Origin of the sequence: Pseudomonas sp. MWU349, assembly GCF_017947325.1 — a bacterium.
Taxonomy (GTDB): Bacteria; Pseudomonadota; Gammaproteobacteria; order Pseudomonadales; family Pseudomonadaceae; genus Aquipseudomonas; species Aquipseudomonas protegens.
In genome coordinates this window covers 982774-1009391 of the sequence record NZ_JAFEVP010000001.1, presented here as the reverse complement: position 1 = coordinate 1009391, position 26618 = coordinate 982774, and the positions used below count along the sequence as shown (strand labels likewise).

Below are 26618 nucleotides of genomic sequence, written 5' to 3'. Positions count from 1 at the left end.
GCCCCGAATGTCCTCAGCGGCGATGGGCCAGGGCCCGCACCAGGCGGTCGCCGCAGCTCTGTACCCCCTGTACCAGCAGCACCAGGACCAGCACCGTGGCCACCATGATCTGGTTGTTGAACCGCTGATAGCCGTAGCGGATCGCCAGATCCCCCAGGCCGCCACCGCCGATGACACCGGCCATGGAGGAAAAACCGATCAGCATCACCAGGGTCAGGGTCAGCCCCGCCAGCAGGGCCGGCAAGGCTTCCGGCAGCAAGGCCTTGAAGATCACGTGGCCGATGTGCCCGCCCATGGCCAGGATCGCCTCGACCCGACCGCGGTCCACCTCATCCAGGGCGTTCTCGACGATCCGCGCAAAAAACGGAAAGGCGCCGATGGTGATGGGCACCACGGCGGCAGTGCTGCCCAAGGTGGTGCCCACCACCAGCCGGGTCAGGGGGATCAGGGCAATCAGCAGCACCACGAAGGGCAGCGAGCGCCCCAGATTGACCAGCCCGCCCAACAGCCGGTTGAGCCTGGGCATGGGGTACAGGCCGCCCTTGCGGCTGATGAACAGCAGCACCCCCAGGGGCAGGCCGATCAACAGGGTGAACAGCGAGGCCAGCAGCACCATGTACAGGGTTTCACCCGTGGCGGTCAGCAGCAGCTGCGCCAGTTCCTGCCAATCGAGGCTGCGGTTCACAGGCGTTCACTCCGAATTCCTCGCTGGGCCAGGGCCGTCAGCAGGTGTTGGAATTTGCCGGCGTCGGCGGGGGCCGCGGCGATGCGCAGGCGCCCTACCCGCCGGCCGCCTACCGCTTCGACACCACCGGCCAGGACCTTGAGCTCCAGCGCCTGCTGGCGGCTCAGTTGCTCCAGCAGCGGCGCCGCGCGCTGGTTGTCGAAAAAGGTCAGTTCGGCCTGGGGCTGGCTGCCGTTGAACGGCAGGTTGTAGCCCGGCAACAGCGCCCGGCCCAGGGCCGACTGCGGGTTGCCCAGCAGATCGGTCACCGCCCCGCTCTCCATCAGCCGGCCACCCGCCAGGGACGCGGCGTGGCTGCAAATGGCCTTGACCACTTGCAGCTCGTGGGTGATCAGCACAATGGTCAGCCCCAGCTCGCGGTTGATCTGTGCCAGCAATTGCAGGATCGACGCCGTGGTTTCCGGGTCCAGGGCGCTGGTGGCCTCATCTGACAGCAGGTAGCGCGGCCCGGCGGCCAGGGCCCGGGCGATGCCCACCCGCTGCTTCTGCCCACCGGACAGTTGCGAAGGAAAGGCCTGGGCCTTGTCGCCAAGGCCCACCAGGTCAAGCAGTTCCAGGACCCGGGCACGTCGCTGCCCCTTGGCCAGGCCGGCGATTTCCAGAGGCACCGCGACGTTGTCCTCAACCGTGCGTGAATGCAGCAGGTTGAAGCCCTGGAAGATCATGCCGATGCCCTGGCGCTGCCGGCGCAACTGGGCGGCGGACAAGGCGCCAAGGTTCTGGCCGTCCATCAGGATGCGCCCGCTGCTGGGCCGCTCCAGCAGGTTCAGGCAGCGCAACAGGGTCGACTTGCCGGCCCCGCTGTGCCCGAGAATGCCGTACACCGCCCTGTCGGGAACCGTCAGCGACACCCGATCCAGTGCTGCGGGCTGGCCTTCCCCGTAGACCTTGCAAAGCTGCTGGACCTCGATCATGGCTGGCAGTCCGTGACGGGAATCACCGAACCCGAGTAGGTGCGGGTAATGAACGCCGCTACTTCCGGCGAGTTGAGGTCCTTGGCCAACTGACGGATGCGCGGGTCATCCTGCAGCTTGGGGGTGGTCACCAGGATGTTGGCGTAGGGATTGTGCTCGGCCTTTTCCAGGCCCAGGGCATCCTTGGCCGGCACCAGCCCGGCTTCCAGGGCGTAGTTGCCGTTGATCACCGCCAGGTCCACGTCGTCCAGGGCCCGGGGAATCTGCGGCGATTCGATCTCCAGGATCTTCAGCTGTTTCGGGTTATCGGCAATGTCCCTGGGGGTCGCCTGGTCCCGAGCCGGGTCGGTGAAACCGGGCTTGAGGCGGATCAGCTGGTAGCTCTGCAGCAGGTACAGGGCGCGGCTGAGGTTGGTGACATTGTTGGGCACCGCAACGCTGGCGCCCAGGGGTAACTGCTCGAAGCGCTGGTGACGCTTGGAATAGATCCCCAAAGGCTCGATGTGCACGCTGGCAGCCACGGCGAAGGGCTGGCCCAGGGCCTGTTCCTGAGACTTGAGGTACGGCAGGTGCTGGAAGTAGTTGGCGTCCACATCGCCGTGGGCCAGCAGTTCGTTGGAGTTCACGCCATTGGGAATCTCGATGATCTTGAGCTGCAATTGCGGGTCGAGTTTTTGTACATAGGCGAGGATCTCGGCATGGGGCACCGGGTCGGCGGCCACCCGCAACGGCTGCGCCGCAGTGGTCGGCAGGGCCGCCCCCAGGCTGGCCAGCAACGCCAGGGTCAAGACGGTGTTCTTCAGCATGGCAGTGTCCTTGAGCAGCGGATGAAGGTCAGGCACTGGGTGCCTTGGGCACCAGGGCATCGGGGTAGAAACGCCGGGCCACGTCCGGGTGCGAACGCAGGCGGCCCTTGAGGTAGTTCCAGCCCACTTCGCGAAACAGCGGGTTGTCGGGATCGCTGGCCGGGCCCCGGGCTTCGCGCAGCAGGGCTTCGGGCAAGGGATACAGCGGCACCCGGGCATCGAGTTGGGCACCGAGGAAAAACGCGATGGACAGCCGCTGGCGATCCGCGGGCGGCGACTGCACCCGGTGCACGGTGGCGCGCAGATAGCCGTGGGTGGCCAGTTCCAGCAGCTCGCCGATGTTCACCACCAGGGTGTTGTCCCGGGGCGGCGCGTCGATCCAGCGGCCCTCCTCCACTTCCACCTGCAGGCCGGCCTGCTGGTCCTGCAGCAGAAAGCTGAGGAACCCGGAATCCTTGTGGGCCCCCACGCCCTGGTTGCTCTGCCCCGGCGCGCGGCCAGGGTAGCGGATCAGCTTGATGTGCTCGTTGGGCCGTTCGCCGTACAGCCCATCGAAAGCCTGTTCCGGCAGTGACAATGCCTGGGCAAAGCCGCGCAACAGGCGCAGGGACATGCCAGTCATTGCCTGCTGCCACTCCAGCAGCACGGGCTTGAACGCCGGCAGTTGCGCCGGCCATTGGTTGGGGCCCTGCAAGCGGGTCCAGGGCGGGCTGAGGGGATCCAGGGGCAAGGCCTGGCGCTCGGCCCCCAGGTCGAACTGCTCCCGCAGGTCCGGCTGGCCTCGGGTGATCTCCGAAGCCGCCTGGTTATAGCCGCGAAAATGCGGCGAGTGGATCATCCCCACGGCCGCCTTGTCGGCCTCGGGCAAGGCGAAGAACGCCCGTGCCTGGTCCTGCACCCGGCGCAACAGGCCGCTGTCGACTCCGTGCCCGGTCAGGTAGAAGAAACCCACGTCCCGCGCCGCCTGGCGCAAGCCGTCGAGAAAGTTCCGACGCTGCTGCGGGTGGCCCTGCAATTGGCTCAGGTCCAGGACCGGCAGCGCGGTGATATCCAGCGAGTGCGGCATGCTTCACTCCCCTGTGAATGGACAATGTCCGCAGGTGCGGCTCAGAGCTTGGCGATGGAGACTTCGGTGGACTTGACGAAGGCGATCACTTCACTGCCGACCTTGAGTTCCAGGTCGCGCACCGAGCGGGTGGTAATCACCGAAGTGACAATGCCCGAGGCGGTCTGCACGTCGATTTCCGAAACCACCTGGCCTTCGTGGATCTCCTTGATCACGCCCTTGAACTGGTTGCGTACGTTGATCGCTTGAATGGTCATGCTGAAAAGTCCTTTGCTGGCGCCGGGCTCAGGAGTTGAGCGGCTGGGCTAAACATGCGCCTTTGGCAAAAGCCTTAAAAGGAATAAATAATTAGATAGTTATTTCTTTTGGAAATATAAAAGATCCAGCCTGCTACCCTTGTGCAGCCTTGACCCTGCCCGCGGGCTTTGCTTCCCTGTGCCCTGCACTGAACACTCTCGACAGATACCAGGAGGTAAGCATGCGCACGTTGATGCTGGCGGACACGCAGGTTCCGGTGATTGGCCAGGGCACCTGGCGGATGGGCGAGGACCGCCACCTGCGGGACCAGGAGATCGCTGCCCTGCGCACCGGCATCGACCTGGGCCTGACCCTGATCGACACCGCGGAAATGTACGGTGAAGGCGGCGCCGAGGAAGTGGTCGGCCAAGCCATTGCCGGGCGTCGCGACCAGGTGTTCCTGGTGAGCAAGGTCTACCCCCACAACGCCAGTCGCAAAGGCTTGCCCCTGGCCTGCGAGCGCAGCCTGAAACGCCTGGGCAGCGACTTCATCGACCTGTACCTGCTGCACTGGCGCGGCCAGTATCCGTTGGCGGAAACCGTGGAGGCCCTGGAGCGCCTGCGCGAAGCCGGCAAGATCCGCCGCTGGGGAGTCTCCAACTTCGATGTAGCCGACCTGGACGAACTCGACTCCACGGCCTGCGCGACCAACCAGGTGCTGTACAACCTGGAGTCCCGGGGCATCGAATTCGATCTGCTGCCCGCCTGCCAGCAACGGCGGATGCCGCTCATGGCCTACTGCCCGATCGGCCAGGGTGGCGCCTTGCTGGCCGAGCCGGTGCTGCTGCAGGTCGCCCAGCGCCATGGGGTCACCGCGGCCCAGGTGGCCCTGGCCTGGCTGCTGCGCCAGGACGGCGTGCTGGTGATTCCCAAGGCCGTGCGCCCGGCACACATCCGTCAGAATGCCCAGGCCGGCCAATTGCAATTGCCCCCCGAGGACCTGCAGGCCCTGGATCAGGTGTTTGCTCCGCCACGGCGCAAGCAGCGCCTGGAGATGGTCTAGGCACAACACCGGCGCAACGAGCGTTTTTCAAACCGCGAACGCCGCAAGATGGCCTTTGAAAAAATGAACAGGCGAGGAAAGTGGCGAGGTTCGACGGATAAGGAAGTGCCTGAACACGGTAAGTGCCACAAACCTGCTGTGTACCGGGCGATTTAAGAATTGTCTGATCCCTGCTTGGCATGCCCCCAATTACAGTTGGCGCATGAGATTAAAAAGCTACCTGCATCAGATCAATCCCCTATTTTCCAGTCCTGAAGCAGCCCGTCGGCTGCTTCGTGTCGTGGCGCTGATTTTTCTGGTCGGCCTGTTCGGCGCGGTCTACAACTTTCTTCGCTCCAGCCTGCACAACGAACTCTCACAACGGCAAAGCTACATGGGCAGCGCCATTGCCGAGGCCCAGGCATTCTTCACCAGCCGCTCGGCCCTGTTGGAAAGCCTGAGTCTGGCGGCGGTCTACAACCCTGGGGAACATATCGGCCCGCCAGGAGCCGGCGGCATTTCCGAAGAGCAGATGTACCTGCAGCTGGGTGAGCCGCAAGGCAACCAGTGGGGGATCTGGCTGACCCTGCGCATGCGCAATTACCTGCAAATCAAGCAACTGAACCTGCTCTACATTCCCGGCACCGGCGATCTGCAGGTGCAACGCCTGTTCAACACCCGGCCACACACCAACGACTTGCCCAGCGGGCTGCTGGACAAGCTGACCACGCTCAAGCCCGACCAGATCCCTGCCGGTGAAGAACTGTGGCTGATGGACAACTCCGCGGCGGGCGCCCACCTGTATATCTTCACTCGCCTCGACGAACGCTTCGCCCACTCCGGCTGGCTGGGCCTGGAGATGGATGGCAAAGACGTCTCCGCCGCCCTGAGCGACCAGAGCGCCGGGGACTTCATGATGTTCAATTCCCAGGGTGGGCTGATCTTCAGCAGCGTGCCCAGCGCCCAGTTGAGCGCCGAAGTGCAGCAAGTCCAGGGCGACAGTTTCTTCGGCTTTCTGGGTGGCCGCTGGTGGCCCGACCATCTGGTCATCCGCAAGCAGCTGGCGGACACCGACTGGCAACTGGTGTACTCCTTCGACCTGCAGAACCTGCTCAAGAGCCTCTGGCCGCAGTTGCTGGCGGCGCTGCTCATCTGCCTGACCGGCATGACACTGATCGGCCTGCTGACCCATTGGGTCGAAGTACGCCTGATCGCCCCCGCCCTGCACCGGATCCAGGCCCTGGTCGAAAGCGAGGCCTTCAGCCGCGACGTGATCCAGATCGCCCCGGTGGCACTCTGTGTACTGCGCCGCAGCGATGGCCGGGTGGTGCTGGAAAACACCCTGTCCCAGCAATGGCTGGGCAACGGCAGCGAACGCGACCAGCTGTGTTCCGGGTGGATCGAGCAGGCCTTCGACCCGGCCCGCCCCAACAGCTCGGACTACTTTGAAACCGCCGACGGGCGCCATCTGTACCTCAGCTCCGCGCCCACTCGCTACAACGGTGAGGACGTGCTGTTCTGCGCCTTCAGCGATATCAGTGCACGCAAGCAGATCGAGGCGGCACTGGAAGAAGCCAAGCGCCTGGCCGATACCGCCAATGAAGCCAAGACCCTGTTCCTGGCCACCATGAGCCATGAAATCCGTACGCCGCTATACGGCGTGCTCGGCACCCTGGAGTTGCTGTCGCGGACCCAGCTGGACAACCAGCAGAAGGATTACCTGAAAGCCATAGAAGGCTCTTCCGGCACGCTGCTGCAGTTGATCTGCGACGTGCTCGATGTGTCCAAGATCGAAGCCGGGCAACTGGCCCTGGAGCTCAGCGAGTTTTCCTCCCTGGACCTGGTGCACGAGATCATCCAGGGCTACGCCGCGGCCGCCCAGGCCAAGGGCCTGCAGTTCTATGCCTGTGTCGACCCGCAATTGCCGGAGATCCTGCTCGGCGATGTCACCCGGATCCGCCAGATTCTCAGCAACCTGCTGAACAACGCGGTCAAGTTCACCGATTCGGGGCGCATCGTCCTGCGGGTCCGGACCGAAAGCCGCGACGGCGAGCGCAGCAACATCCTCTGGCAGGTTTCCGATACCGGCCGCGGCATTGCCCAGGACGACCAGACACTGATCTTCGAACCCTTCTACCAGACCGAAGGCAACACCAACGTGATCGCCGGCACCGGCCTGGGCCTGCCGATCTGCCAGCGCCTGACCCAATTGATGAACGGCAATATCCGCATGGTCAGCGAGCTCGGCCTGGGCAGCAGCTTCACCCTGACTCTGCCGCTGGAGGCCTCGGCCGCGCAAGGCGATACCCCGCTGATCAGCCCGTTGCTGCCGGAGATGGTCTACGTGGTGTCCCCGGTGCGTGAACTGGCCGAATCGGTGGCCGGCTGGCTACGCCGCTGGGGGGCCCGGGCCCAGTTCAGCCTGCCGAGCCCGTCCGACCGGGCCCGGGGCAACGTGCTGGTCGAACTGCACCCCGGCAGCGTGGAGCAGCGCCTGGAGCCCGACTGGCAAGGCCCCCTGGTGCTCGCCAGCGGCGATGGCCATAACGAACCGCGGATCCACGGCGGCAGTTGGCAGATCAACACCAACAACCTGCGGGCGATCCACCAGGCCGTCAGCCAGGCCCAGGGGGTCTGGGTGGCACAGAGCGAGGAACACTGCGACCACCGCGAGTTGAAAAAACTCAGCCTGCATGTCCTGGTGGCCGAAGACAACGTGATCAACCAGTTGATCCTCAAGGACCAACTGGAAGAACTGGGGTGCAGCGTGGAGCTGGCCTCAAACGGTGAAGAAGCCCTCAGCATCTGGAAGGCCGGTCGCTTCAACGTTGTACTGACCGATGTAAACATGCCGAAACTCAACGGCTATGAACTGGCCAAGGAGCTTCGGCGTCAAGGCTGTGCGATCCCCATCATCGGGGCAACGGCCAATGCAATGCGCGGAGAAGAAGAGCTCTGTCTTGCAGCCGGGATGAACCACTGCCTGGTGAAGCCCTTTGCATTAAGAGCGTTGTTCAACTATCTGGCGCCCTATGAAAGAGCCCCCCATGAAGTCCTGTAGCATTTTGATCGTCGAAGATCAGCCGTTTCAGTACATGTACCTGCAACACTTGTTCAACGAGCTGGGGCCCTACCAGCTGGAGGTAGCGAGCAGCGGCAGAGAAGCGCTGGAACGCCTCAAGCAGCGGCACTTCGACCTGGTACTGACAGATCTGCTGATGCCCGGCATGGATGGTGTGCAGTTCATCCAGAGCCTGGCCACCCATCGTGTGCGCCCGGCGCTGGCCATCATGAGTGCGTCCTCCCGGCGCATGCTGATGGGCGCCAGCCTGGTGGCCCGCAACCTGGGGCTGAAGGTCATCGGCTTGATTTCCAAACCCGTGAACCTGGCTGCATTGCGTGCACTCACCGCTCAACTGCCGGGGCTCGCCAACGACAGCAGCCCCCCACAGATTGGGGTCGAATGCAGCCCAGAGACCTTGCGCGAAGCCCTGCGCAACGGGCAGATCCAGGCCTGGTTCCAGCCCAAGAAAGCCTTGAACAACGGTCGCATCGTCGCCGCCGAAGCCCTGGCGCGCTGGCTCCACCCACAACACGGCATGCTCCTGCCTTGCGACTTTCTGCCCGCACTCACCGAGGCCCGCCTCGAAGAAGAACTGCTATGGCTGATCCTGGAACAGGCCCTGGAGGCCCAGGTGAAGTGGCGCGAAGACGGCTATGACATCCCGGTGTCCATCAACCTGCCGACCCACCTGCTCAACAGCCCCGACCTGGCCGACCGCCTGCACGACTTCGTGATCCAGCACAACGGTGTGCCGGCCAGGATCTGCTTCGAGCTCATGGAATGTTCGACCCCTGAGCACATCAGCAACTTCTACGCCGGTGCCTGCCGCCTGCGCATCAAGGGCTTCGGCCTGTCCCAGGATGACTTCGGCAAGGGCTACAGCTCCTACATGAACCTGGTGTCGACCCCCTTCACCGAATTGAAGATCGACCGGGGGCTGGTCCAGGGCTGTCACAACAATGAAGAAATAGCCCAGGCCCTGACCTGCATCATCGCCCTGGGCCGGCAACTGGGCCTGACGGTCGTCGCCGAAGGCGTGGAAAGCGCCCACGAACTGGCCTTGTTGCGCAAGATCGACTGTACCCAGGTGCAGGGCTTCCTGATTTCCCATGCGGTCTCCTCGCAACAGTTTCAGCAGCTGCTGGCCCAAGACGGGCCGGCCACGGTGTATTAGCCGATGAACCCATTACCTGCCCGCGCAACAGTCACTCATTGCTGACCGTCCTGCCCCGGAGATAGGAATCTCGGCAGGGCCCTTATACGTGTTTGAGAAATCAGTAATGAAAGAAAGCAGCACCCTGCTGGAGAACCTGGCTCACCGCTCGCCCCGATTGAACATGGGTGTGATGCTGCTGGGCCTGGCGCTGCTGCTGTTCGCCACCCTGTACTGGACCCTCGAACACCTGTTCGACGAACAGCACAGCAACGTGCGCTTGCACTTCGCCCAACTGATGGAGAACATCCAGGAGCAGGAACTGTTTCTCCAACGCCTGGCCACGCGCCATTCGATCGAGGCCCTGAGGGTAGACGCCCCTCCTCACCGGAACCTGCAGGCCTTCGTACCCGCCACGGGCCAGCAATCGTTCTTCACGATGCCCTTCAGCCTGAGCTTCTACCCCCAACAGCAGTCGGCTGACGAACTGCCCAGGGTGTTCGCGTTGGGGCTACAGCTGTCGAGCTTCTACAGCGCTTTCTGGCAAGGCTCGCACCATGCCGCTCCGCGAACCTTTGTGTTCAACACTTTCGGCCATCTCGACATCAGCCCTCCCAGGCAAGCCGCCGCTCCCGACACTGGGGCGCTACGCCGGCAGGTAATGAGCAACGACGGCTTTGCCGATAACCAAGTCCATTGGCAACAGTACAGGCCGCCTGCTTCGGAAGAGGCCCCACCCAGCCTGCTGGCGTACATCAACCTGCATGAGCCGGCGTTACCGCTGCATGTCCAGGGAGGCAACGACTGGAGCGTGGTCGCGTCGCTGCTGAGCCTGGAAGATCTCAACCACATCGAGCGCACCCTGCACTGGTCGATCCACGACGACTTCACCCTCATAGAGCCTTCCGGCGCCACACTCACCGGCTACCCGGCGCCTGCCGACGTGCTGCATGAAGGCCTCAACTTCAGCCTACAGGGGATGATCGTCAAGGTGACCAGCCAGACTCCGCAGTTGTGGACCGGGCTCTATGCCATCAGCTACAGGAACTACCTCGACTACGCGCTGTGGGCCCTGCTGGGCCTGCTCGTCCTGGGAGTGGGCAGCATTGCCTGCGGCTGGGCTGCCAGCCGCTGGTACCACAACAAGGTCGTGGGCCCGGCACAACGGGCACAGCACTACCTCAATGAAAGCGAAGCCTTCAACCGCGTGGTCATCGACACCGTTCCCGCGGGGTTGTGCGTGGTACGCCGCGACAACCTCCAGGTGATCCTGCAGAACCATCAGGCCGAGCAATGGCACGGCACGGCACAACTGCTGTCTCGGCTGGCCCAGGAGCGCAGCTTGATCGACGGCGGCGAAACCAGCCTCGACATCGACGGGCGCTACCTGCAGGCGGAGGTCGTCTCGACCCGCTACCAAGGCCGGGATGTGCTGGTGTGTGTCTTCAACGATGTCACCCGGCATGTGGAAGATGCCCGGGCGCTAGACCGGGCCAGGCGTTCGGCGGACGCCGCCAATGCCGCCAAGACCCTGTTCCTGGCCACCATGAGCCATGAAATCCGCACCCCGCTGTACGGCGTGCTCGGCACCCTGGAACTGCTTGGCCTGACCCGCCTGGATAGCCGCCAGAGCGACTACCTGCAGACCATCCAGCGCTCCTCCAGCACCCTGTTCCAGCTGATCAGCGACGTGCTCGACGTCTCCAGGATCGAGGCCGGGCAGATGAGCATCGATCCGGTGGAGTTCTGCCCGCTGGACATGCTGGAGGATGTCTTGCACGCTCACGCCGCCTCTGCCCAGCGGCGCGGTCTGCTGTTCTATGCCTGCATCGACCCCAACCTGCCGGACCTGCTGCTGGGGGACGCCGCGCGAATCAGCCAGATTCTCAACAACCTGCTGAGCAATGCGATCAAGTTCACCGACAGCGGCCGGGTGGTGTTGCGGGTCCGGGTGCTGGAGTTGCTCGACCAGCAAGCCCGCATCGAATGGCAGGTCACCGACACCGGGATCGGCATTTCGTCCCAGCAGCAACCCCAACTGTTCGTCCCCTTCTTCCAGGTACGCGACGCTTCCAACGAGGCCGGGGCCGGCCTCGGACTGGCGATCTGCGAGCGTCTGAGCCAGATGATGGGTGGGCAGATGCAGGTAACCAGCGAGCCGGGGCTGGGCAGCAGCTTCTCGCTGCGGCTGACGCTGGGATGCCTGCCAGGAGGGCTGCCGCCATTGCCGCCATGGCCCGAAGGTGCACCAGTGTATGTCCGGGCTCCGGTACCGGAGTTGCTGAAAAACACCTGTGACTGGCTCTGCCGCCTGGGAGTCCCGGCCCATCCGGCCCCCACTGGCTGGAACGACGAGCCGCACAATGGCGTGCTCATCGACATGCTGCCCCGGGATGGCCTGGCGTCCTGGCCTGGCCCGTGCGTCAGCGCGGTCTCCGGGGGCCGTAGTGGTCGCCTGCCACAGGCCACCTCCTGGCAGGTCGACGCCCACGATATTCGCGCCATCGCCCAGGCCGCGGTACTGGCCCACCAGGGCTTGCCCCTGTGTCAGGCACAGATACAGCGGAGAGCCGGCCACGCGGGCCAACTGGACCTGCGCATACTGGTGGCCAAACATAGCCCGATCAACCAGGCGATCATCAAGGAGCAACTGCAGGCCCTGGGCTGCCAGGTGACCCTGTCATCCAACGGCAAGCAGGCCCTGGAACACTGGCAGCCACAGCGCTTCGACATCGTGATCACCGACGTCAATATGCCAATCCTGAACGGCTACGAGCTGGCACGAGAGCTGCGTCGCCGCGACCCGCAACTGCCGATCATCGGTGTCACCGCCAATGCATTGCGCGAGGAAGGCATCCGTTGCCTCGCCGCCGGCATGAACACCTGGATAGTCAAGCCCATGAACCTGCAGACCCTGCGGGGGCATCTGTCGAAGCTGTGCCCGACCAGCACCGCGACCGCACCACCCGGCATTGCGCCGCCCGCACTGTCCCGGCCTCCCCCCGACGCAGCGCAAGGCGACCGCATTCAAGTCACCGAGAAAATGCGCCCGCTGTTTCTCAGTACCATGCACGACGATATGCAGCAGTTGGCCGAGGCGCTGGAAAGCGGCGCCAGCAAGACCGCCGCCGCGCGCCTGCACAGCATCGCCGGCGCCATGGGGGCGGTGCAGGCAGCCCCACTGGCCAAGGCGTGCGCCGAACTGGAGTGCCGATTGCTGGAAGGTGCTCTGACCGCTGATTTGCAAGACCAGGTCAGGCAACTGATGCAGCGTTTGTCCAGGCTCCTGTTACCCCTTGAATAATGGCCTGCTGCGCTTAATGTACCGACGATCCCCCCAGCTCCTTTACTAAATTGCCTATTACAGGGGTGTATTTGCCATGGAAAAACTGAAAGTAGTCATCGCTGACGATCACCCTATCGTGTTGCTCGGTGTGCGTGAGCTGATGGAACGTGATCATCGATTCGAGATCGTCGGCGAAACCCTGTCTTCCCAAGGCCTGATCCAGAAGCTGGAAAGTTGCCAGGTGGATGTGGTCATCACCGACTACAACATGCCCGGGGACTCGCCCTACGGTGATGGCCTGAAGCTGGTGGAATACCTCAAGCGCAACTTCCCGCACGTACAGATCCTGATCCTGACCATGATTTCCAATCAGTTGATCCTCACCCGCCTGCGGGAGTTGGGTGTGGTCGGCGTGATCCAGAAGAGCCAGTTGCACGAAGAGATCCAGATCGCCCTCAAGGCCATCGCCCAGAAGGCCGTGTATCGCAGCCTGGAGCCGGTCCCCAATTCGGTGCTGGAATCCAATATCGCCATCGACGAGCGAATTTCCACCCTGTCGCCCAAGGAGTTCGAGATTCTGCGCCTGTTCGTTTCCGGCAAAAGTGTCAGCGACATCGCCCGCAGCCAGAACCGCAGCGCCAAGACCATCAGCGCGCAGAAGGTCTCCGCCATGCGTAAACTGGAGGTGCAGAGCGACCAGGACCTCCTGACCTACTGCATTGGCCGCAATATATTCAACTGATTTCCAACCCAAGGAACTGCATGAAAATGGATTTACCCTCACCCGAAGCCGCCAACCTGCTGGAGCTGCAACGCTTGCAAGGGGCCTGGGAACAGATCGCAATGGAAGACAGCGGCGTGCTCAACCCACCGGACGAACACAGCGCCCCCGGCGCCTTGACCTTTATCGAAGGCCAGGGTTTTCGCGTGGTGACCCCGGCCGGTGAACTGCTGCTGGCCGGGACCTTCACCCTCGACAGCAGCACCCATCCCAAGTCGATCACCTGGACCGACTCCATGGGCGCGGACGCCGGCCAGGCGCTGCCGGCCAGCTACCAGCTGAGCGACGATGAGTTCGTATTCATCGCCGCCGATGCCGGCCAACCCCGGCCAAGCCATTTCCGCACGGGCCCGGGCCAGACCCTGCGCCGCTTTGTCCGCGCCCGCCCGGCCTGAACCGGCGCAACCCGCGCCCGGCCTAGCCGCCGGCCGGCGGCGCGTCCAGGGCCCACCAGCTCGGCAGCAGCTGGCGGACCCTGGGTTCGGCAAAGCGATCATCGATCAGCATCAGCACCCCACGGTCGGACTGACCACGGATCACCCGCCCTGCCGCCTGCACCACTTTCTGCAGGCCCGGGTACAGGTAGGTGTAGTCATAGCCGGAGCCGAACAGCGCCGCCATGCGCTGCTTCATCTGCTCGTTCAGCGGGTTGAGCTGGGGCAGGCCGAGGGTGGCGACAAAGGCCCCGATGAGTTTCGACCCCGGCAGGTCGATGCCCTCGCCGAAAGCCCCGCCGAGTACGGCGAAACCGATACCCTGCCCCTCTGGACGAAACTGCTGGAGAAAGTCCTGGCGCGAAGCCTCGTCCATGCCACGGGACTGGCACCAGAGCGCAATGTCCGGGTGCTCGCGCGCCAGTAACCCGGCCACCTGTTGCAGGTAGTCGAAGCTGCTGAAGAACGCCAGGTAGTTGCCCGGGCGCGCCGCAAACTGCCGGGCCATCAACTCGACAATAGGCACCAGGGAGGCCTGCCGGTGGGCGTAGCGGGTGGAGATGCGGCTGACAATCTGCACCTCCAGCTGCCCGGCGTCGAACGGCGATTCCACCTCCAGCCACACGGTGTTGTCCGGCAGCCCCAGCAGGTCAGCGTAGTAACCTCGGGGATTGAGGGTGGCAGAGAACAGCACCGTGCTGCGGGCCGCCGCCAGCCGCGGCCCCAGCAACGCCGCCGGCACCACATTGCGCAGGCTCAGGCGCGACAGGCTGCGCTTGGCGCCCAGGGCGCGCTTGCTGATGTCGAAGATGAACTGCTGCTCATCGAACAGCTCCGCCACCCGGGCAAACTGCAGCAGTTCGAAATACAGGCCCTGCAAACCGCTGTCCAGGCCCCCGGGCTGTTCGTTGAAATAGTCCCCCAGGGCCGCCACGCACAGGGCCAGGGCCTTGAGCAGCGCGGCCGGCAGCTGGGCATAGGCCTGATACTCGGCCACCTGCTCCTTGTGCAAGGCATTCCACTCGCGATTGAGCCGCTGCAACGGGCTCTTCAAGGCCTGGGGCGCGCTGCTGCGCACGCTCGCCAATTGCTGCTGGTCCAGGCTCGCGCTGTACATGCCGCGCCCGCGCTCCACCAGGTTGTGAGCCTCGTCCACCAGCACCGCCACCTGCCATTGATTGGCCTGGGCCAGGCCGAAGAGCAAGGCGCTGAAGTCAAAGTAGTAGTTGTAGTCGGCCACCACCAGGTCACTCCAGCGAGCCATTTCCTGGCTCAGGTAATAGGGGCAGACCTGATGCTCCAGGGCCACCTCGCGCAGCGCCTGACGATCCAGCAATGGCACTTGGCTGGCGGCTTGGCGTGCCGCCGGCAGGCGGTCGTAAAAGCCCTTGGCCAGCGGGCAGGATTCACCGTGGCAGGCCTTGTCCAGGTGTTCGCAGGCCTTGTCCCGGGCCACCAGCTCCAGCACTCGCAACGGCAACCCCGGCACCCCGGAGAACAGCACCCGGGCGGCATCCAGGGCCAGTTGCCGGCCCGGGGTCTTGGCGGTCAGAAACAGCAGTGTGTCCAGCTGTTGCGGGGCCATGGCCTTGAGCATGGGAAAGATCGTGCCCAGGGTCTTGCCGATGCCGGTGGGGGCCTGGGCCAGCAGGCAGCGCCCGGTGCTCACCGCCTTGTACACCGACTCGGCAAGCGGGCGCTGGCCGCGACGAAACTCGGCGTGGGGAAAGCGCAGGTCCCGGGTGGCCTGGTCCCGGGTCGCGCGATGGTGCATTTGCTGTTGCGCCCAGTGCAGGAACAGCGCGCACTGGCGATTGAAGAACTCTTCCAGTTCCTCGGCGCTGTGCTCTTGCACCAGGGCGGTTTCGCCTTCGCTGAGCACATCGAAATACACCAGCGAGACACGGATGCTCGGCAGTTGCAGGCTCTGGCACAGCAGCCAGCCATAGACCTTGGCCTGGGCCCAGTGCAATTGCCGATGGTTGTCGGGCATGCGCTCAAGGTCGCCACGGTAGGTTTTGATCTCCTCCAGCAGGTTCTGCGCCGGGTCGTAGCCGTCCGCCCTGCCCTTGACCAGCAGCTCGGCGTATTGCCCCTCCAGGGCCACTTCACTCTGGTAGCCGGGGTTGCGTCGCGACGCCACGGTACGGTGCCCGGCAATGCCCTCCAGCGCCGTGGGCGATGGGGTGAAGCGCAGGTCCAGGTCGCCGGCCTTGGCGCTGAATTCGCACAGGGCACGCACCGCGATGCGATAACTCACGCGCTGGGGTCCTGCCACTGCACGTAGCACACCGCCACTGGCATCTGGTGTTCCTGGCAGAAATCCAGCCAGCGCAGCTGGTTGTCCTGCAGGCGGTCCCCCGGGCCCTTGACCTCGATCATTCGGTAGCGCTTCTGCTCGGGCCAGAACTGGATCAGATCCGGCATACCGGCGCGGTTGGCCTTGATGTCCAGCAGCAGGCGCTGGAACCAGTGCTTCAGGTGCTCGGCGGGCAGGCAGTCAAGGGCCTGGTCGAGCAACTCCTCGCTCAGCGCGCCCCAGAACACGAAGGGCGACTGCAACCCCCACTTGGCCACGAAGCGCTGGCGGATGCTCTGCCGGTAACGGCCATCGTCGAGTTCTGCCAGGCAGGCCTGGAACAGTTCGCTGCGCCGCTGATGGAAGTCTTCGCTGAACAGGTCCACCGGCCCACGCTGGAACGGGTGGAAAAACGCACCGGGCAAGGGGGCAAAGATCGCCGGCCAGCACAGCAGGCCGAACAGCGAATTGATCAGGCTGTTCTCCACGTAGTGCACCGGCGCCTGGGGCTGGTGCAGATGGGCCTGGACATGCAGTTCCACCGCCAGGCCGTCGGCGTCACGCGCCAGGCACAGGTCCAGGCGCTGCACCTCGCGGCTGGCCGCCCGGGGCGCCGGCGGCCCGCCCAGCTTGCGCCGCAGCCGGGGCATGATCCGTAGCAGATGCTGGGCCTCGGCGGCGCTCTCGGGCGCGGCGGCGGCCTGTTCGGCCAGTGCCAGGGCGGCCTGGTATTCGGCGCTGCGCTCCAGCACCCGGATCAATCGCGAGCGTGCCCCCGGGTAGGCGCACTCCTGGTAGATCTGTCGGGCCAGCGCCCACTGCGCCAGGCGCTCGCACTGCTGGCCGAGCTGAAACAGCAGCTTGGCCCGGCGTTTTTCCAGCCAGGGGTTGAGGGTCTGGAAGCGGGCAATGTGCGCCAGCACCTCGGGCAATTCGGCGCCGGCCTCGAACGCTTCCTGGCACTCATGCAGATAGAGGAAGCCGTCCACGTCTTCGCGGCTACGCAGGCCACGGGCATCGGCACTGATCTCGACCTTCTCGTAGCTGTAGATGCCCAGGTCCGCGAGGACGAACTCCGACCAGTCCTGATAGAGGTTGCCAAAGAACATCAGGCGCAGGCGATCGCACAGCGGCATCAGCGTCAGGCTCAGGAGCCGGTCGGGCAACGCTGGGCACCACTGGGCGAATGCCTGGGGCGCCAGGCCCTGCTGGGTTAGCTCTTCCAGCCACTGGTCTTTCCTGGCCTTGGCCGCAAGCCCGTTGAAGCACTGCAGGATCTCGGCCTTTTGCAGCAGGCCGAACAGCTCCTCCAGGCAGAGCGGCGCCTGCTCATCGACCCAGCCCAGCGCCAGCAACGGCTCCAGGGCCACGGCGCTGTCGCCGATCTCCGGGTAGCTGAGCTTGCTCAGGCGAAAGTGCCGGCCCTTGCGCATCACCATGCGCACCAGCAACGCCTGGGAAGGCTCGGCCAGTTGCGCGAAATCAAGGATGAAGCGCTGCTCGTCGACGCTCAGTACATCGGCATAGCGCAGCTGCAGCCAGTTCAATACCTGGCGGAAGTTGTGCAGGTAATAGAGGGGGTTTTCAAGGGGATTGGAATTCACTGAACGCAAGCGCCACGGCTGATCGGATACTGGTTATGCATACAGATAACAGCCGACGACCGGGTCTGGCAAACACTATTGGATAAATGGCGCAGCGAAGTTTTTTACAATTCCCTGGCGAACTTTCGTCGTCTTCACTACACCAAGGGCCCATGGCTATAGTGTCCGGCGCCAATGCGCATGCGCATCATTGATGAGAGGTCTGTATGAAAGTGAAGAACCTGGGATTGTTTCTGGCCGCTTGCGGCGCCATGGCCTTGGCCGGTTGCGCCTCGCCCACTGTGGTGACCCTGCAGAACGGCACCCAATACCTGACCCGGGACCAGCCCAAGACCAAGACCGCCGACGGTTTCTATGAATTCCAGGACATTTCCGGCAAGACCATCCGGGTCAAGGCGGACGATGTGGCCACCGTCCGCCAGGAAAAATGATCCACCGCGGTTGAAGTCAGTGCGACCAGGGAAAGGGCCCCTGCCCTGGCTCGCAGAAAACTCCCAGGGGCTTGCCGCGCCTGGACAATTCGTTACGCACCTGCTGGCAACGCTCGCGCTCCCGGGCCTCGGCGTTGTCGATGCTGATGTTGCCGGTGGTATCCGGCCTCTTGTCGTCCCCCAGACGCACCTGGGCCCAGGGTTGTTCGGGTTGCACATGGAAGCGGCTCGGGGCCGGCGCCTCCTTCACTTCAGGCGCCGGCTGGCCGACCGGCAACTGATCCGGGGTCACCCCATAACGCTTCAAAATCGAGCTGTGAGGCAACTCCTCGGCAGATGCCATGGCCACCCACAGGGCCAGCACCATGCCGCTCGCATACCTCTTGCTGTTACTCACCGTCAAAACTCTCCTGTCATTGCCGTAGCGTGAATGCCTGCCTGTAGTAACGAGCTGACACGTTTCAGCTTTACCGCAATTGGAGTCGCAAATCGACTGACAGGTCACTTTACCCCGCCAATGAACGGCGCAAGGCCCATTGCAGGCCCCGCGCCGCGCCCGCATCAGGCGAGAACGATGCCGGAACCGTTGAGGTGCTCCAGGCTGACCCCCACCAGGGTCACCGAGTCCTGGCCGAAGGTCAGCACCGTGTCGTTCCCACTACTGCTGGCATGAGCCCGATAGTCCTGGTCCGGCAGCACCCCGCTCACCCCCATGAACACCAGCTTGTCGCCCCCCTGATAGCCGAGGATGCGGTCCTGGCCGAAATGCCCGGTGAACAGAAAGGTATTGTTGCCGCCTCCGCCCTCCATCAGGTCGTTGCCGGCACCGCCAACGAACACATCGTTGCCCTGGCCGCCGATCAGGTGGTCGTTGCCGTCCAGACCGAACAGCCAGTCGCCGCCGGCATGGGCCTTGAGCACGTTGTCGCCCGCATCCCCCCTGACCGAAGAGGCGTACTGGCTAAGCTGCCCGCCGGCCTTGAGGCCCTGGTCGGTGACCTGGTGGATCACATCGTCCTTGAACAGGCCCCAGAGAAAGCCCGGCTCCTTGCTCTGGATCGCGCCAATGTCGCGGGTCATGCTGATACCGCCATTGGCGTCGCGCAGGTACAGGGTCCCGGCGCCGTCGTTGGCAAAGCTGTAGTTCTTGACCGACTGCTGCAGGTCCAGGGTGTTGCTGCCCTGGCCGCCGAGGATGATGTTGTAGCCGCCGCTGTCGCGGAACGTATCGTTGCCGGCGCGGCCTTCCAGGTAGTCGTTGCCGCTGCCGCCCTGGATCAGGTCGTTGCCGTCGCTGCCGATGATGAAGGTGCTGCCCTTGTGGGTCTCGGCATTGCGGTTGAGGTCCTGGACCCAGGTGCTGGCCCGGGCCGGGTCCGACAGATTGGCTACCACGATGGTGGAGTCCTTGCTGGTGAAGTCGTAGAACTTCGACTCCAGCACCCGGGTCAGGCCGTCGCCGTAGCCGGTGGGCAGGTGGGAGAGCCAGGTGGGAATGTTGAGGATCGAGAACGGCAGCACATTCCACAGGGTCGAGGCGTAATGGTCGTTGAAGTTGACGATGTTGTTGGTCGCCGAGCCCTGGTGGGCGTCATGCACCCCGAGGGACGACAGGTTGAAGGTTGAGCCGTCCAGGGCGCGGAACACCGGGTCGTTCTCGTAGCCGATGTTCAGCACCTTGTCGCTGGCGCTCTGGGTCGGCGAGGCATAGGCGATGTAGTTGGAGTCCTTGTAGAACCCCGACCAGCGTTCGCTGCTCAGGTCCGCCAGGCTGTTGACCCCCAGCCCGCCCAGGCTGTGGCCGCTGACCAGCACATCCTTGCCCGACAGGCCATTGGCCTGGGCGAAAGCGGCCACATCTCCCAGCAGCTTGCCGAACGCCTCGCCGGCATAGTTCTTCGCATAGTCCTTGGGCCCCAGGGCCGCCAGCAGGTCGTTGATCACATCACCGATGGTGTCACTGATCACCGATTCCCGTGGTCCGCTGGTGCCGCGAAAGGCAATGCCGATGGACTCCAGGTGGCCCTGGGCATCGTACTTGCCGAGGATTTCCACCTGGGCCGTGCCGTAGCCGGCCTTCTCGCCAAAGAAGGTTCCCCGGCCATCGACCTTGCCGTCGTAGCCCAGTTGCTGGGCGCTGAGGGTGGACCAGCCGGCCTGGTGCAGGGCATCCAGCGCGGCCTTCTCGGAGTCGGGGTTCCAGGGAATACCGGGGATTACCCCCTGGGAATCGCCGCTGCCGATCAGCGCCGTGACCAGGGTCGCCGGCAAGCCCAGGCCGAAGCCGTTGTGCTGGTAGCCCTCGGCAAAGCCGTTGTCGATGTTGTGGTAGGAGTACAGGGTGATCGCCAGCGCATCGGAAAACAGCGCCTTGGAGTCACTTGCAGTGAAGTTCTTGTAGTCAAACACACCCATGGTATTGCCTCTTCTGTTGTTGGAATTGTCAAAGCAAACGCATGCCGCCCAAGCCCCGTGGCGGGACTCGGGCAACTCGGTGAAGGGCCGGGGGACTGCGGGCTACCCGGCCTTCAGAACTGCCAGTCCAGGGTCAAGCCGACCCCGTGACTCTTGTCCCGGGCACCCAGCAACCCGTTGTAATCCAGGTTGACCCGAGTACCACGGCCCACGGCCATGCCGGCCCGGGCGCCAATGACCGCGGCGTCGCGATCCAGGGACAGGCTCTGCACCTTGAAGCCCTGCCCGCCCTCGACGAACCCCAGGTTCATCGTGGCGTCGGTGGGGCTCAGCTGGTGCTGCCAACCCAGGGTAGCCGACAGCTCCAGGCTTCGGGTCGAGCCCAGTTGCAGGCGCTGGCCAGCGCGCAGGCCCAGGGTCGTGAGCCAGGCCTCGCGGTGATCGTCCGCGCCCCTCAAGGCCGCGTCGCCGCCCTTTTCCTTGAAGCGGTCGCTGGCCACATTGACGTAGGCCAGGTTAGCGAAGGGTTCAAGCGCCAGGGGTTGCAGGTCCAGGCTCCAGGCGGCTTCGGTGAACAGCTGGGCGCTCTGGGCGTCACGCTTGGTCTTGAGCCGCTCGGATTCCCCCGCAAACTGCAACTCGCGCTTGACGTCAATGCGGTGCCAGCTATAGGAACCGCCGGCACTTAAGCGCACGGCATCCAGCTGCTGGCCGACATAGGCCCCCAGGTGGTAACTGTCGACCTTGGCCGAGGAATGGGTGCCGTCGCCCATGTTCAGGGAACTGTCGCTGTAGCCACCGAACAGCCCCAGGCGCCGGCCCTCGCCCACTTCACCATCCACCCCGGCCAGCAAGCCGCCGATAGAGGTGTTGTAGCCGGCCTGGGAATGCCCGCCATCGGCCTTGCCCCAGGCGCCCAGGACCTTGAACCAGGCGCCGTCATCAAGGCTCTGGGTGCCGTTGCCGACAGCCCCGGCGTCCTGGCGCAGGCGCTCGCCCATGGTGTCGCGCAGGTGACGGCTCTGGTTGATCAGGACACTGGCCACCGCCGGGTGGATCTCCCCGGACAATTGCTGGAAGGCCTGCTGGGCACTGGCGGCGGTCGGCGCCAGCAGCAGGCTTTCGAACAGCGGGCTGCCGGCCCCCAGTTGCTCGGCGGCAGCAGCCACCGACACCTGGTTGTCGGTCAGGCCGACACTGGCGAACGAGCGCGCACTGCGCTGCACCGCCAACTGCACACCGGTGGCCGAGTAGTCCAGGCTGCCGGCAAGGAACAGGTAGTTAGGCAGCACCGCACCGAAGCTGCCCTGAATTCCGCCCGCCGCGTCGAGGATGTCGAACTGGCGCCCCAGCACACTGCCAAAACCATTGCTTGAAGGCTCCAGGACCATGGCCAGGTTGGCCCCGGCAATGGTCACCTGGCCGCTGCTGACGATCCGGTCGCTGGCGGTCGGCGACACCTCCACGGCGTAGGTCGAGCCCGGCTGGAAGGTCACGTCGCCGGCCACGTTCAGGGTGCCGATGGAATTGCCCGGGGCCACCGTGGCCCCAGCGTTGGCCGTCAGCCCGCCGATCCGGCCATTGCCGCCCAGGGTTGCACCCTGGTTCACCGTCACCGTCGACGTCAGGCTGCCGTTGACCGCCAAGCGGCCCTGGTTGACCAGGGTCGGGCCGGCGTAGCTGTTGTTGCCGCTGAGCACCAGGGTGCCGATGCCCTCCTTGGTCAGGCCGCCATGGCCGCTGATGTCGTTGCTCCAGATGTCGAAGCCGCAGTTGAACTGGGTGCAGCGCCGTTGCGTGGGCTTGCCGGCGTCCAGCAGCGCACCGACCCCCGGCAGGTTGGCCACCCATTGGGATGAGCCATAGGCGCCGTCGATCCGCAGCTCCTGGGGGATGTCCTGCTCGGTGACCAGCATGCCCGGGCCGCGAATGCCCTTTTGCAGGTCGATCATGCCCCAGCCATACAGCTCGTCGATGCCCGGCGCACCCATGTCCCGGGCGGTGGTGCGCAGCACCCCGGCGATCTGCGCCGCATCCATATAGGGAAAGCGCTCCATCAGCAGCGCCGCCGCACCGGCGGCATGGGGCGCGGCCATCGAGGTGCCATTCTTGTTGGCGTAACCGACCGTCATGTCTTCCAGGCTGGTGCCGCCGATCACCGCGCTGTAGATCCGCGTACCCGGGGCCGAGACACAGAAGCTCGCGGTGTAGCCGCAGCGTGAGGAAAAGGTACTGATGGTGTAAGGCTCGGTGCTGCTGGTATCCGGGTTCTGCTGCAAGGCCGCCACGGTCAGCCACTGCGGGGCGATTTCCGGGACGAAATAGCCCAGCCCGGCGATGGCGTCGGGGTTGTTCAGGTTGTAGTCGTTGCCCGCGGCGAAGATGGTCAGCACGCCACTGCGGGCCGCATTGATGGCGCCGTCATAGGCACCGCCTTGCAAGGTGCCGAGCAAGGGCCGGATCTGGCTGAACTGGGCCTGGGCGTCACTCAGGCCGAAGTGCGGGAACGCCGGATCGCGCCCGCCCTTGGCAAATGCGTCGGTAATGCCGATGCCCCAGCTGTTGTTGATGATCCGCGCGCCACTGGCCACCAGGCCGTCCCAGCCGGCCTTGTACACCGCCCCATCGTTGCCCAGGATGATGCCGTCCTCGGGGCCGGGGTCGCCGTTCTCGGCGCTGATGATCTGGGCGTCGAAGGCCACTCCGTGCATGGGGCCGCCATCGCGGCTGCCGGCGGCGATACCGCCCACGTGAGTGCCGTGGGAGCCCAGCTTGCCGTCCGAGCCTACCGAGGGCGTGCCGTCATAACGAAAGGCGTCTCCAGCCTTCACCGGAATGTAGGGATCGGTGTACTGGCGGATGCCGCTGGTCACCAGGGTGATGACCTTGTCGCTGCCGGCGAATTCGGGGTGCTGGGCATACACCGGCTGGTCGAAGATCCCCAGCTTGATGCCCTGGCCGGTGTAGCCGGCGGCATAGGCACTGTCGGCATGTATCGCCCCCAGGCCCCAGTCGGCCTTGAATTCGGCACTGCGCCAACTGGCCGCGTCACCGAGCTTGCCGGCTTCCACATAGGGCGCCGCCTGGGCACCAGTGGCCAGGGCCAGGCAACCGGCCAGGGCGCTGGCCAGCGGGCTGTAGGCCCAGGTTAGCGGCCGGCAGCGAGGCCATCCAGAGCGGGTATTGCGAAGTTGCGGGTGTCCAGGTTGAAACTGCTTCACTACGACCATCCTTAGTTGTATGGGCAATCGACCGGCGCGACGACGCTCTGCGCCGGGGTATGGCGACCGGCGCTTCAGAAGCGCCAGTCAAGGTTCAGCCCCACGCTGTGGAACTGTTCGGCATTGCCCAGCTGGCCCTGGTAATCCAGGCTCAGGTCCAGCTGGGCGGTGACTCCAAGGCGCGCCTGAAGCCCCAGCAGCGCCGCATCCCGGGACGCGCTTGCGCTGTCCACGGCAAAGCCCGGGCCGCCGCTGGCGAACGCCAGGTGCTGGCTGGAAGTGTCATGCCCCAGGCGGTGCTGCCAGGCCAGGCTGCTGGACAGCTCCAGGGGCTGGCCGCGGCTCAGGCTGAGCCGCTTCAGGCCCCGGGCCCCCAGAGTGCCCAGCAGGGCCTCGGCGCTGTCCTCCCCGGCGCGCAGGGCCGCGGCGTCGCCCTTCTCGTGGAAGGCGTCACGCTGCAGGTGCAGGTAGGCCAGGTTGGCGAAGGGCTCCAACGTCAGGGCTGGGAACTGCAGCCGATACGCCGCCTCGCTGAACAGCTGGCTGCTGCGGCCGTCGATCCGGGCCTTCTGCTTGGCGCTGGCTTCGGCGTATTGCAGGTCGCGGCGCACCTGGGCGCTATGCCAGCTGTGGCTGGCCCCCAGGCTCAGGCGCAGGTCGCCCAGGCCGCGCCCGGCATAGGCGCCCAGGTGGTAGCTGTCGATCTGCGCGCTGGAGTGGCTGGCGCCGCCCATGCGCAGCGTGGTGTCGCTGTAGCCGGCGGCCAGGCCGACCCGCGTGTCCGCGTCCGGGTCGCGGTCCAGCCCCAGCAACACCCCACCGCCGTTGCTCTGGTAGGAGCTGTGGCCCGAGTCGCCGTCAGTGCGCGCCTGCCCACCCAGGCCCTTGATCCAGAAACTCGCCTCGCCCTCCCCGGCATTTGGCCCCGGGCGCTGCAAGCGCTGGCCAAAGGCCTGGCGCAGGTCGCGGCCCTGATTGAGCAAGGTCTGCTCCAGGGCCGGGTAGATCTCCCCGGACAACTGTTGCAACGCCCCTTGAGCCGAAGCCGGCGAGGCCGACAGCAGCAGGCTTTCGTAGACCGGGTCGGCCGAACCCAACTGCTCCACCGCCGTGGCCACTGCGCGCTGGTTGGGGCTGGCGGCCACGCTGGCAAAGGTCGCGGCGCTGCGCACCAGGCCCAGTTGCACGCCGCTGGCGGAGTAATCGACCACGGCGCCGAGAAACAGGTAGTTGGGTTGCACCAGGGCGAACTGCCCATCGATACCGCCCGCGGCCTGCAAGATGTCGAACTGGCGCCCGACCAGCCCCCTGACCTGCCCGGCGCTGAGCAGGTTGGCGTTGTGTTCCAGGCTCAGGCTGAGCTGGGCGCCCTCCAGATGCGCCCGGCCACCGGCGACGATCCGGTCGCTGGCGGTCGGCGACAGCTCCACGGCGTAGGTCGAACCCGGCTGGAAACTCACATCGCCGGCCACATTCAGGGTGCCGATGGAGTTGCCCGGGGCCACGCGCGCGCCGCGGGTCGCGGTCAGCGCCGCGACCTGCCCGCTGCCACCCAGGCTCGCGCCACTGTTGACCGTGACCGCGGATGCCAGGCTGCCGTTGACCACCAGCAGCCCGCCATCGACCGTGGTCGGCCCGCGATAGCTGCTGTCACCGCTAAGCAACAGCCAGCCGGCCCCGGACTTGACCAGGCTGCCCTGGTACAGGCGCTGCGCAGCCGCCGCATCCCGGGCCATGCCGACCGCGTAGTCGGTCAGTTCCTGCTGGCTGGCCTGGGCCCCCGGGCCCTGCTCCCAGCCACGATCCTTGAGGGTCTGTTGCCAGGCCTGGTGCTCGGCGGCATCCTCCACCTGGCGCTGGGCCAGGGCCTGGTCGGAGATGCCGTTGCTCCACACATCGCCCTGCCCGGTTTCCAGGTTGACCTTGAATTCCCCCAGCAACTGCCCGGGCCCGTGCAATGCCCGGCCCAGGTCCGGCACGCCCCAGCCCACCAGGCTGCCAGGGGCCTGGGTCAGCGAACCATCGAGCTGGCGGGCGGTGGTCAGCAGCACCTGCAGGGCCTGCTGGTTGTCCAGATAGGGGTAGCGCTCCATCACCAGGGCCAGGGCCCCGGTGGCATGGGGCGCGGCCATCGAAGTGCCGTTGTAAGTGGCGTAGCCGCCCCCGGGCACAGTGCTGGTGATGGCCGCGCCGGGCGTGGCCAGGCACCAGTACTTGGCGATCCCGCACTGGTTGTATTTCTGCTGGTTGTTCTTGTCCAGGCCCGAGACCGCCAGCCAGTGCCCTTCCAGCTCCGGCTGAAAATACGGCAGTGCCGATCGCACGCTGGCATTGGCATAGCCGCTGTTGCCGGCGCTGAAGACGTTGATCACCCCCTGGCGCGAGACCTGCGCCGCCGCGTCGAGCCAGGTGTCCTGGCCGAAGTGCTGGGCATAGGCGGCGTGCAGGCCCTGGAGGGTCTGGTAGCTGACGTCCTTGGGCTGGCTGCCCCAACTGTTGTTGATGACTCGCACCCCAGCGTCGGCCAGGGCACCGTACACCGCCTGGAAATAGCGCGGGTCGGGGCCCGGGCCGAAGAGCATGCTGTCGTTGCCGTTGGTGTTGCCGACGTAGACCTGGGCATTGAAGGCCACCCCGTGCATGCCGTTGCCGTCGCGGGCGGCGCCCATGGTGCCGGTGACGTGAGTGCCGTGGGTGTCGTTGTTGGCGTTGAGCACCCCGGACACCTGGAACCCGCTGCCGTCCCGGTAGCTGCCGCTGGCGATCACCGGGTGAAAGCGCAGGGACGAGGCTTCGGCATGGGCCGCATCGAAGCCCGAATCCAGGGCACCGATCCTGACCCCGCTACCGGTAAGGCCGGCGGCGTAGGCCTGGTTCGCCTGCATCCGGTCCAGGCCCCAGTCCTGCAGGTATTCGGCGGAGCGCCAGCTGGCGGCATCACCGGGGCGACCGGTTTCCTGGTAGGCCGCCTGGGCCCCACCCGGCAGGTTCGCGGCAAACGCCAGGAACACCCCGGCCGCCAGCACATTGAGCTGATGAACATTCACATCCATGTTGATGACTTCTCTTGTTGTTGTTCTGGGATCGACTTTCCGTAACCGATCAGCAACCACGGCTTAC

The 26618-nt window shown here is 65.1% G+C and carries 18 protein-coding genes; 7 read left to right on the top strand and 11 right to left on the bottom strand.

The features are described 5' to 3' along the window. Positions 1 to 13 precede the first annotated feature (13 nt). From KCG88_RS04385 to KCG88_RS04365, 5 genes are read right to left on the bottom strand one after another with little or no spacing between them, the layout of a single operon-like run. On the bottom strand, positions 14 to 685 hold the full coding sequence (locus tag KCG88_RS04385; protein WP_015635740.1) for a methionine ABC transporter permease: 672 nt from the start codon (positions 683 to 685) through the stop codon (positions 14 to 16). Beyond that, complete coding sequence (locus tag KCG88_RS04380; RefSeq protein WP_210711832.1) at positions 682 to 1659, bottom strand: methionine ABC transporter ATP-binding protein; 978 nt, start codon at positions 1657 to 1659, stop codon at positions 682 to 684. The genes KCG88_RS04385 and KCG88_RS04380 overlap by 4 nt, the downstream gene beginning before the upstream one ends. Further along, positions 1656 to 2465 (bottom strand): MetQ/NlpA family ABC transporter substrate-binding protein, encoded by an 810-nt coding sequence (locus tag KCG88_RS04375; protein WP_210711831.1) that lies wholly within the window; start codon positions 2463 to 2465, stop codon positions 1656 to 1658. The genes KCG88_RS04380 and KCG88_RS04375 overlap by 4 nt, the downstream gene beginning before the upstream one ends. A gap of 28 nt (positions 2466 to 2493) precedes the next feature. After that, positions 2494 to 3531, bottom strand: coding sequence for an isopenicillin N synthase family oxygenase (locus KCG88_RS04370; protein ID WP_210711830.1), 1038 nt, complete (start codon positions 3529 to 3531; stop codon positions 2494 to 2496). Between the two features lie 41 nt (positions 3532 to 3572). Next, the gene (locus KCG88_RS04365) at positions 3573 to 3788 is read right to left on the bottom strand and encodes a TOBE domain-containing protein (RefSeq protein ID WP_011061476.1); all 216 of its coding nucleotides are present in this window, start codon (positions 3786 to 3788) and stop codon (positions 3573 to 3575) included. Between the two features lie 221 nt (positions 3789 to 4009). Here KCG88_RS04365 and KCG88_RS04360 point away from each other — a divergent pair, with 221 nt between their 5' ends. The 6 genes from KCG88_RS04360 to KCG88_RS04335 all read left to right on the top strand — a co-directional run bounded on the left by KCG88_RS04360 (position 4010) and on the right by KCG88_RS04335 (position 13489). Beyond that, complete coding sequence (locus KCG88_RS04360; RefSeq protein WP_210711829.1) at positions 4010 to 4831, top strand: aldo/keto reductase; 822 nt, start codon at positions 4010 to 4012, stop codon at positions 4829 to 4831. A 202-nt stretch (positions 4832 to 5033) separates the two neighbouring features. Continuing rightward, positions 5034 to 7871, top strand: a complete 2838-nt coding sequence (locus KCG88_RS04355; protein ID WP_047336931.1) for an ATP-binding protein — start codon at positions 5034 to 5036, stop codon at positions 7869 to 7871. Beyond that, complete coding sequence (locus KCG88_RS04350) at positions 7858 to 9048, top strand: EAL domain-containing response regulator (protein WP_047286832.1); 1191 nt, start codon at positions 7858 to 7860, stop codon at positions 9046 to 9048. Before KCG88_RS04355 ends, KCG88_RS04350 begins: the two co-directional genes overlap by 14 nt. 106 nt (positions 9049 to 9154) lie before the next feature. Then, positions 9155 to 12331: a hybrid sensor histidine kinase/response regulator gene (locus KCG88_RS04345; protein ID WP_210711828.1), complete on the top strand. Its 3177-nt coding sequence runs from the start codon at positions 9155 to 9157 to the stop codon at positions 12329 to 12331. 76 nt (positions 12332 to 12407) lie between these two features. Then, positions 12408 to 13055, top strand: a complete 648-nt coding sequence (locus tag KCG88_RS04340) for a response regulator (protein ID WP_047286836.1) — start codon at positions 12408 to 12410, stop codon at positions 13053 to 13055. A gap of 26 nt (positions 13056 to 13081) precedes the next feature. Continuing rightward, the gene (locus tag KCG88_RS04335) at positions 13082 to 13489 is read left to right on the top strand and encodes a TIGR03067 domain-containing protein (RefSeq protein WP_047286838.1); all 408 of its coding nucleotides are present in this window, start codon (positions 13082 to 13084) and stop codon (positions 13487 to 13489) included. 22 nt (positions 13490 to 13511) lie between these two features. Here the strand turns inward: KCG88_RS04335 and KCG88_RS04330 are convergent, their stop codons facing one another. Further along, positions 13512 to 15788: an ATP-dependent DNA helicase gene (locus tag KCG88_RS04330; RefSeq protein ID WP_210711827.1), complete on the bottom strand. Its 2277-nt coding sequence runs from the start codon at positions 15786 to 15788 to the stop codon at positions 13512 to 13514. Next, complete coding sequence (locus KCG88_RS04325) at positions 15785 to 17431, bottom strand: VRR-NUC domain-containing protein (RefSeq protein ID WP_210711826.1); 1647 nt, start codon at positions 17429 to 17431, stop codon at positions 15785 to 15787. Before KCG88_RS04325 ends, KCG88_RS04330 begins: the two co-directional genes overlap by 4 nt. Positions 17432 to 17637: 206 nt before the next feature. On the opposite strand from KCG88_RS04325, the gene KCG88_RS04320 reads away from it, so the two are divergent. Continuing rightward, positions 17638 to 17862, top strand: a complete 225-nt coding sequence (locus KCG88_RS04320) for a YgdI/YgdR family lipoprotein (protein ID WP_011061484.1) — start codon at positions 17638 to 17640, stop codon at positions 17860 to 17862. A gap of 16 nt (positions 17863 to 17878) precedes the next feature. On the opposite strand, the gene KCG88_RS04315 is transcribed toward KCG88_RS04320, so the two are convergent. The 4 genes from KCG88_RS04315 to KCG88_RS04300 all read right to left on the bottom strand — a co-directional run bounded on the left by KCG88_RS04315 (position 17879) and on the right by KCG88_RS04300 (position 26551). Continuing rightward, the gene (locus KCG88_RS04315) at positions 17879 to 18259 is read right to left on the bottom strand and encodes a hypothetical protein (protein WP_210711825.1); all 381 of its coding nucleotides are present in this window, start codon (positions 18257 to 18259) and stop codon (positions 17879 to 17881) included. A gap of 164 nt (positions 18260 to 18423) precedes the next feature. Next, positions 18424 to 20277, bottom strand: a complete 1854-nt coding sequence (locus KCG88_RS04310) for a polyurethanase (protein ID WP_210711824.1) — start codon at positions 20275 to 20277, stop codon at positions 18424 to 18426. Between the two features lie 113 nt (positions 20278 to 20390). After that, the gene (locus KCG88_RS04305) at positions 20391 to 23507 is read right to left on the bottom strand and encodes an autotransporter serine protease (RefSeq protein WP_210711823.1); all 3117 of its coding nucleotides are present in this window, start codon (positions 23505 to 23507) and stop codon (positions 20391 to 20393) included. A 65-nt stretch (positions 23508 to 23572) separates the two neighbouring features. Continuing rightward, positions 23573 to 26551 (bottom strand): autotransporter serine protease, encoded by a 2979-nt coding sequence (locus KCG88_RS04300; protein ID WP_210711822.1) that lies wholly within the window; start codon positions 26549 to 26551, stop codon positions 23573 to 23575. Positions 26552 to 26618 lie beyond the last annotated feature (67 nt).

What these genes read in the sequence shown, in the direction of transcription:
- KCG88_RS04360 (WP_210711829.1), top strand. Translation starts at nt 4,010, where the DNA reads ATGCGCACGTTGATGCTGGCGGACACGCAGGTTCCGGTGATTGGCCAG.
- KCG88_RS04345 (WP_210711828.1), top strand. Translation starts at nt 9,155, where the DNA reads ATGAAAGAAAGCAGCACCCTGCTGGAGAACCTGGCTCACCGCTCGCCC.
- KCG88_RS04335 (WP_047286838.1), top strand. Translation starts at nt 13,082, where the DNA reads ATGGATTTACCCTCACCCGAAGCCGCCAACCTGCTGGAGCTGCAACGC.
- KCG88_RS04305 (WP_210711823.1), bottom strand. Translation starts at nt 23,507, where the DNA reads ATGGTCGTAGTGAAGCAGTTTCAACCTGGACACCCGCAACTTCGCAAT.
- KCG88_RS04355 (WP_047336931.1), top strand. Translation starts at nt 5,034, where the DNA reads ATGAGATTAAAAAGCTACCTGCATCAGATCAATCCCCTATTTTCCAGT.
- KCG88_RS04300 (WP_210711822.1), bottom strand. Translation starts at nt 26,551, where the DNA reads ATGGATGTGAATGTTCATCAGCTCAATGTGCTGGCGGCCGGGGTGTTC.
- KCG88_RS04375 (WP_210711831.1), bottom strand. Translation starts at nt 2,465, where the DNA reads ATGCTGAAGAACACCGTCTTGACCCTGGCGTTGCTGGCCAGCCTGGGG.
- KCG88_RS04340 (WP_047286836.1), top strand. Translation starts at nt 12,408, where the DNA reads ATGGAAAAACTGAAAGTAGTCATCGCTGACGATCACCCTATCGTGTTG.
- KCG88_RS04310 (WP_210711824.1), bottom strand. Translation starts at nt 20,277, where the DNA reads ATGGGTGTGTTTGACTACAAGAACTTCACTGCAAGTGACTCCAAGGCG.
- KCG88_RS04350 (WP_047286832.1), top strand. Translation starts at nt 7,858, where the DNA reads ATGAAGTCCTGTAGCATTTTGATCGTCGAAGATCAGCCGTTTCAGTAC.
- KCG88_RS04380 (WP_210711832.1), bottom strand. Translation starts at nt 1,659, where the DNA reads ATGATCGAGGTCCAGCAGCTTTGCAAGGTCTACGGGGAAGGCCAGCCC.
- KCG88_RS04370 (WP_210711830.1), bottom strand. Translation starts at nt 3,531, where the DNA reads ATGCCGCACTCGCTGGATATCACCGCGCTGCCGGTCCTGGACCTGAGC.
- KCG88_RS04365 (WP_011061476.1), bottom strand. Translation starts at nt 3,788, where the DNA reads ATGACCATTCAAGCGATCAACGTACGCAACCAGTTCAAGGGCGTGATC.
- KCG88_RS04320 (WP_011061484.1), top strand. Translation starts at nt 17,638, where the DNA reads ATGAAAGTGAAGAACCTGGGATTGTTTCTGGCCGCTTGCGGCGCCATG.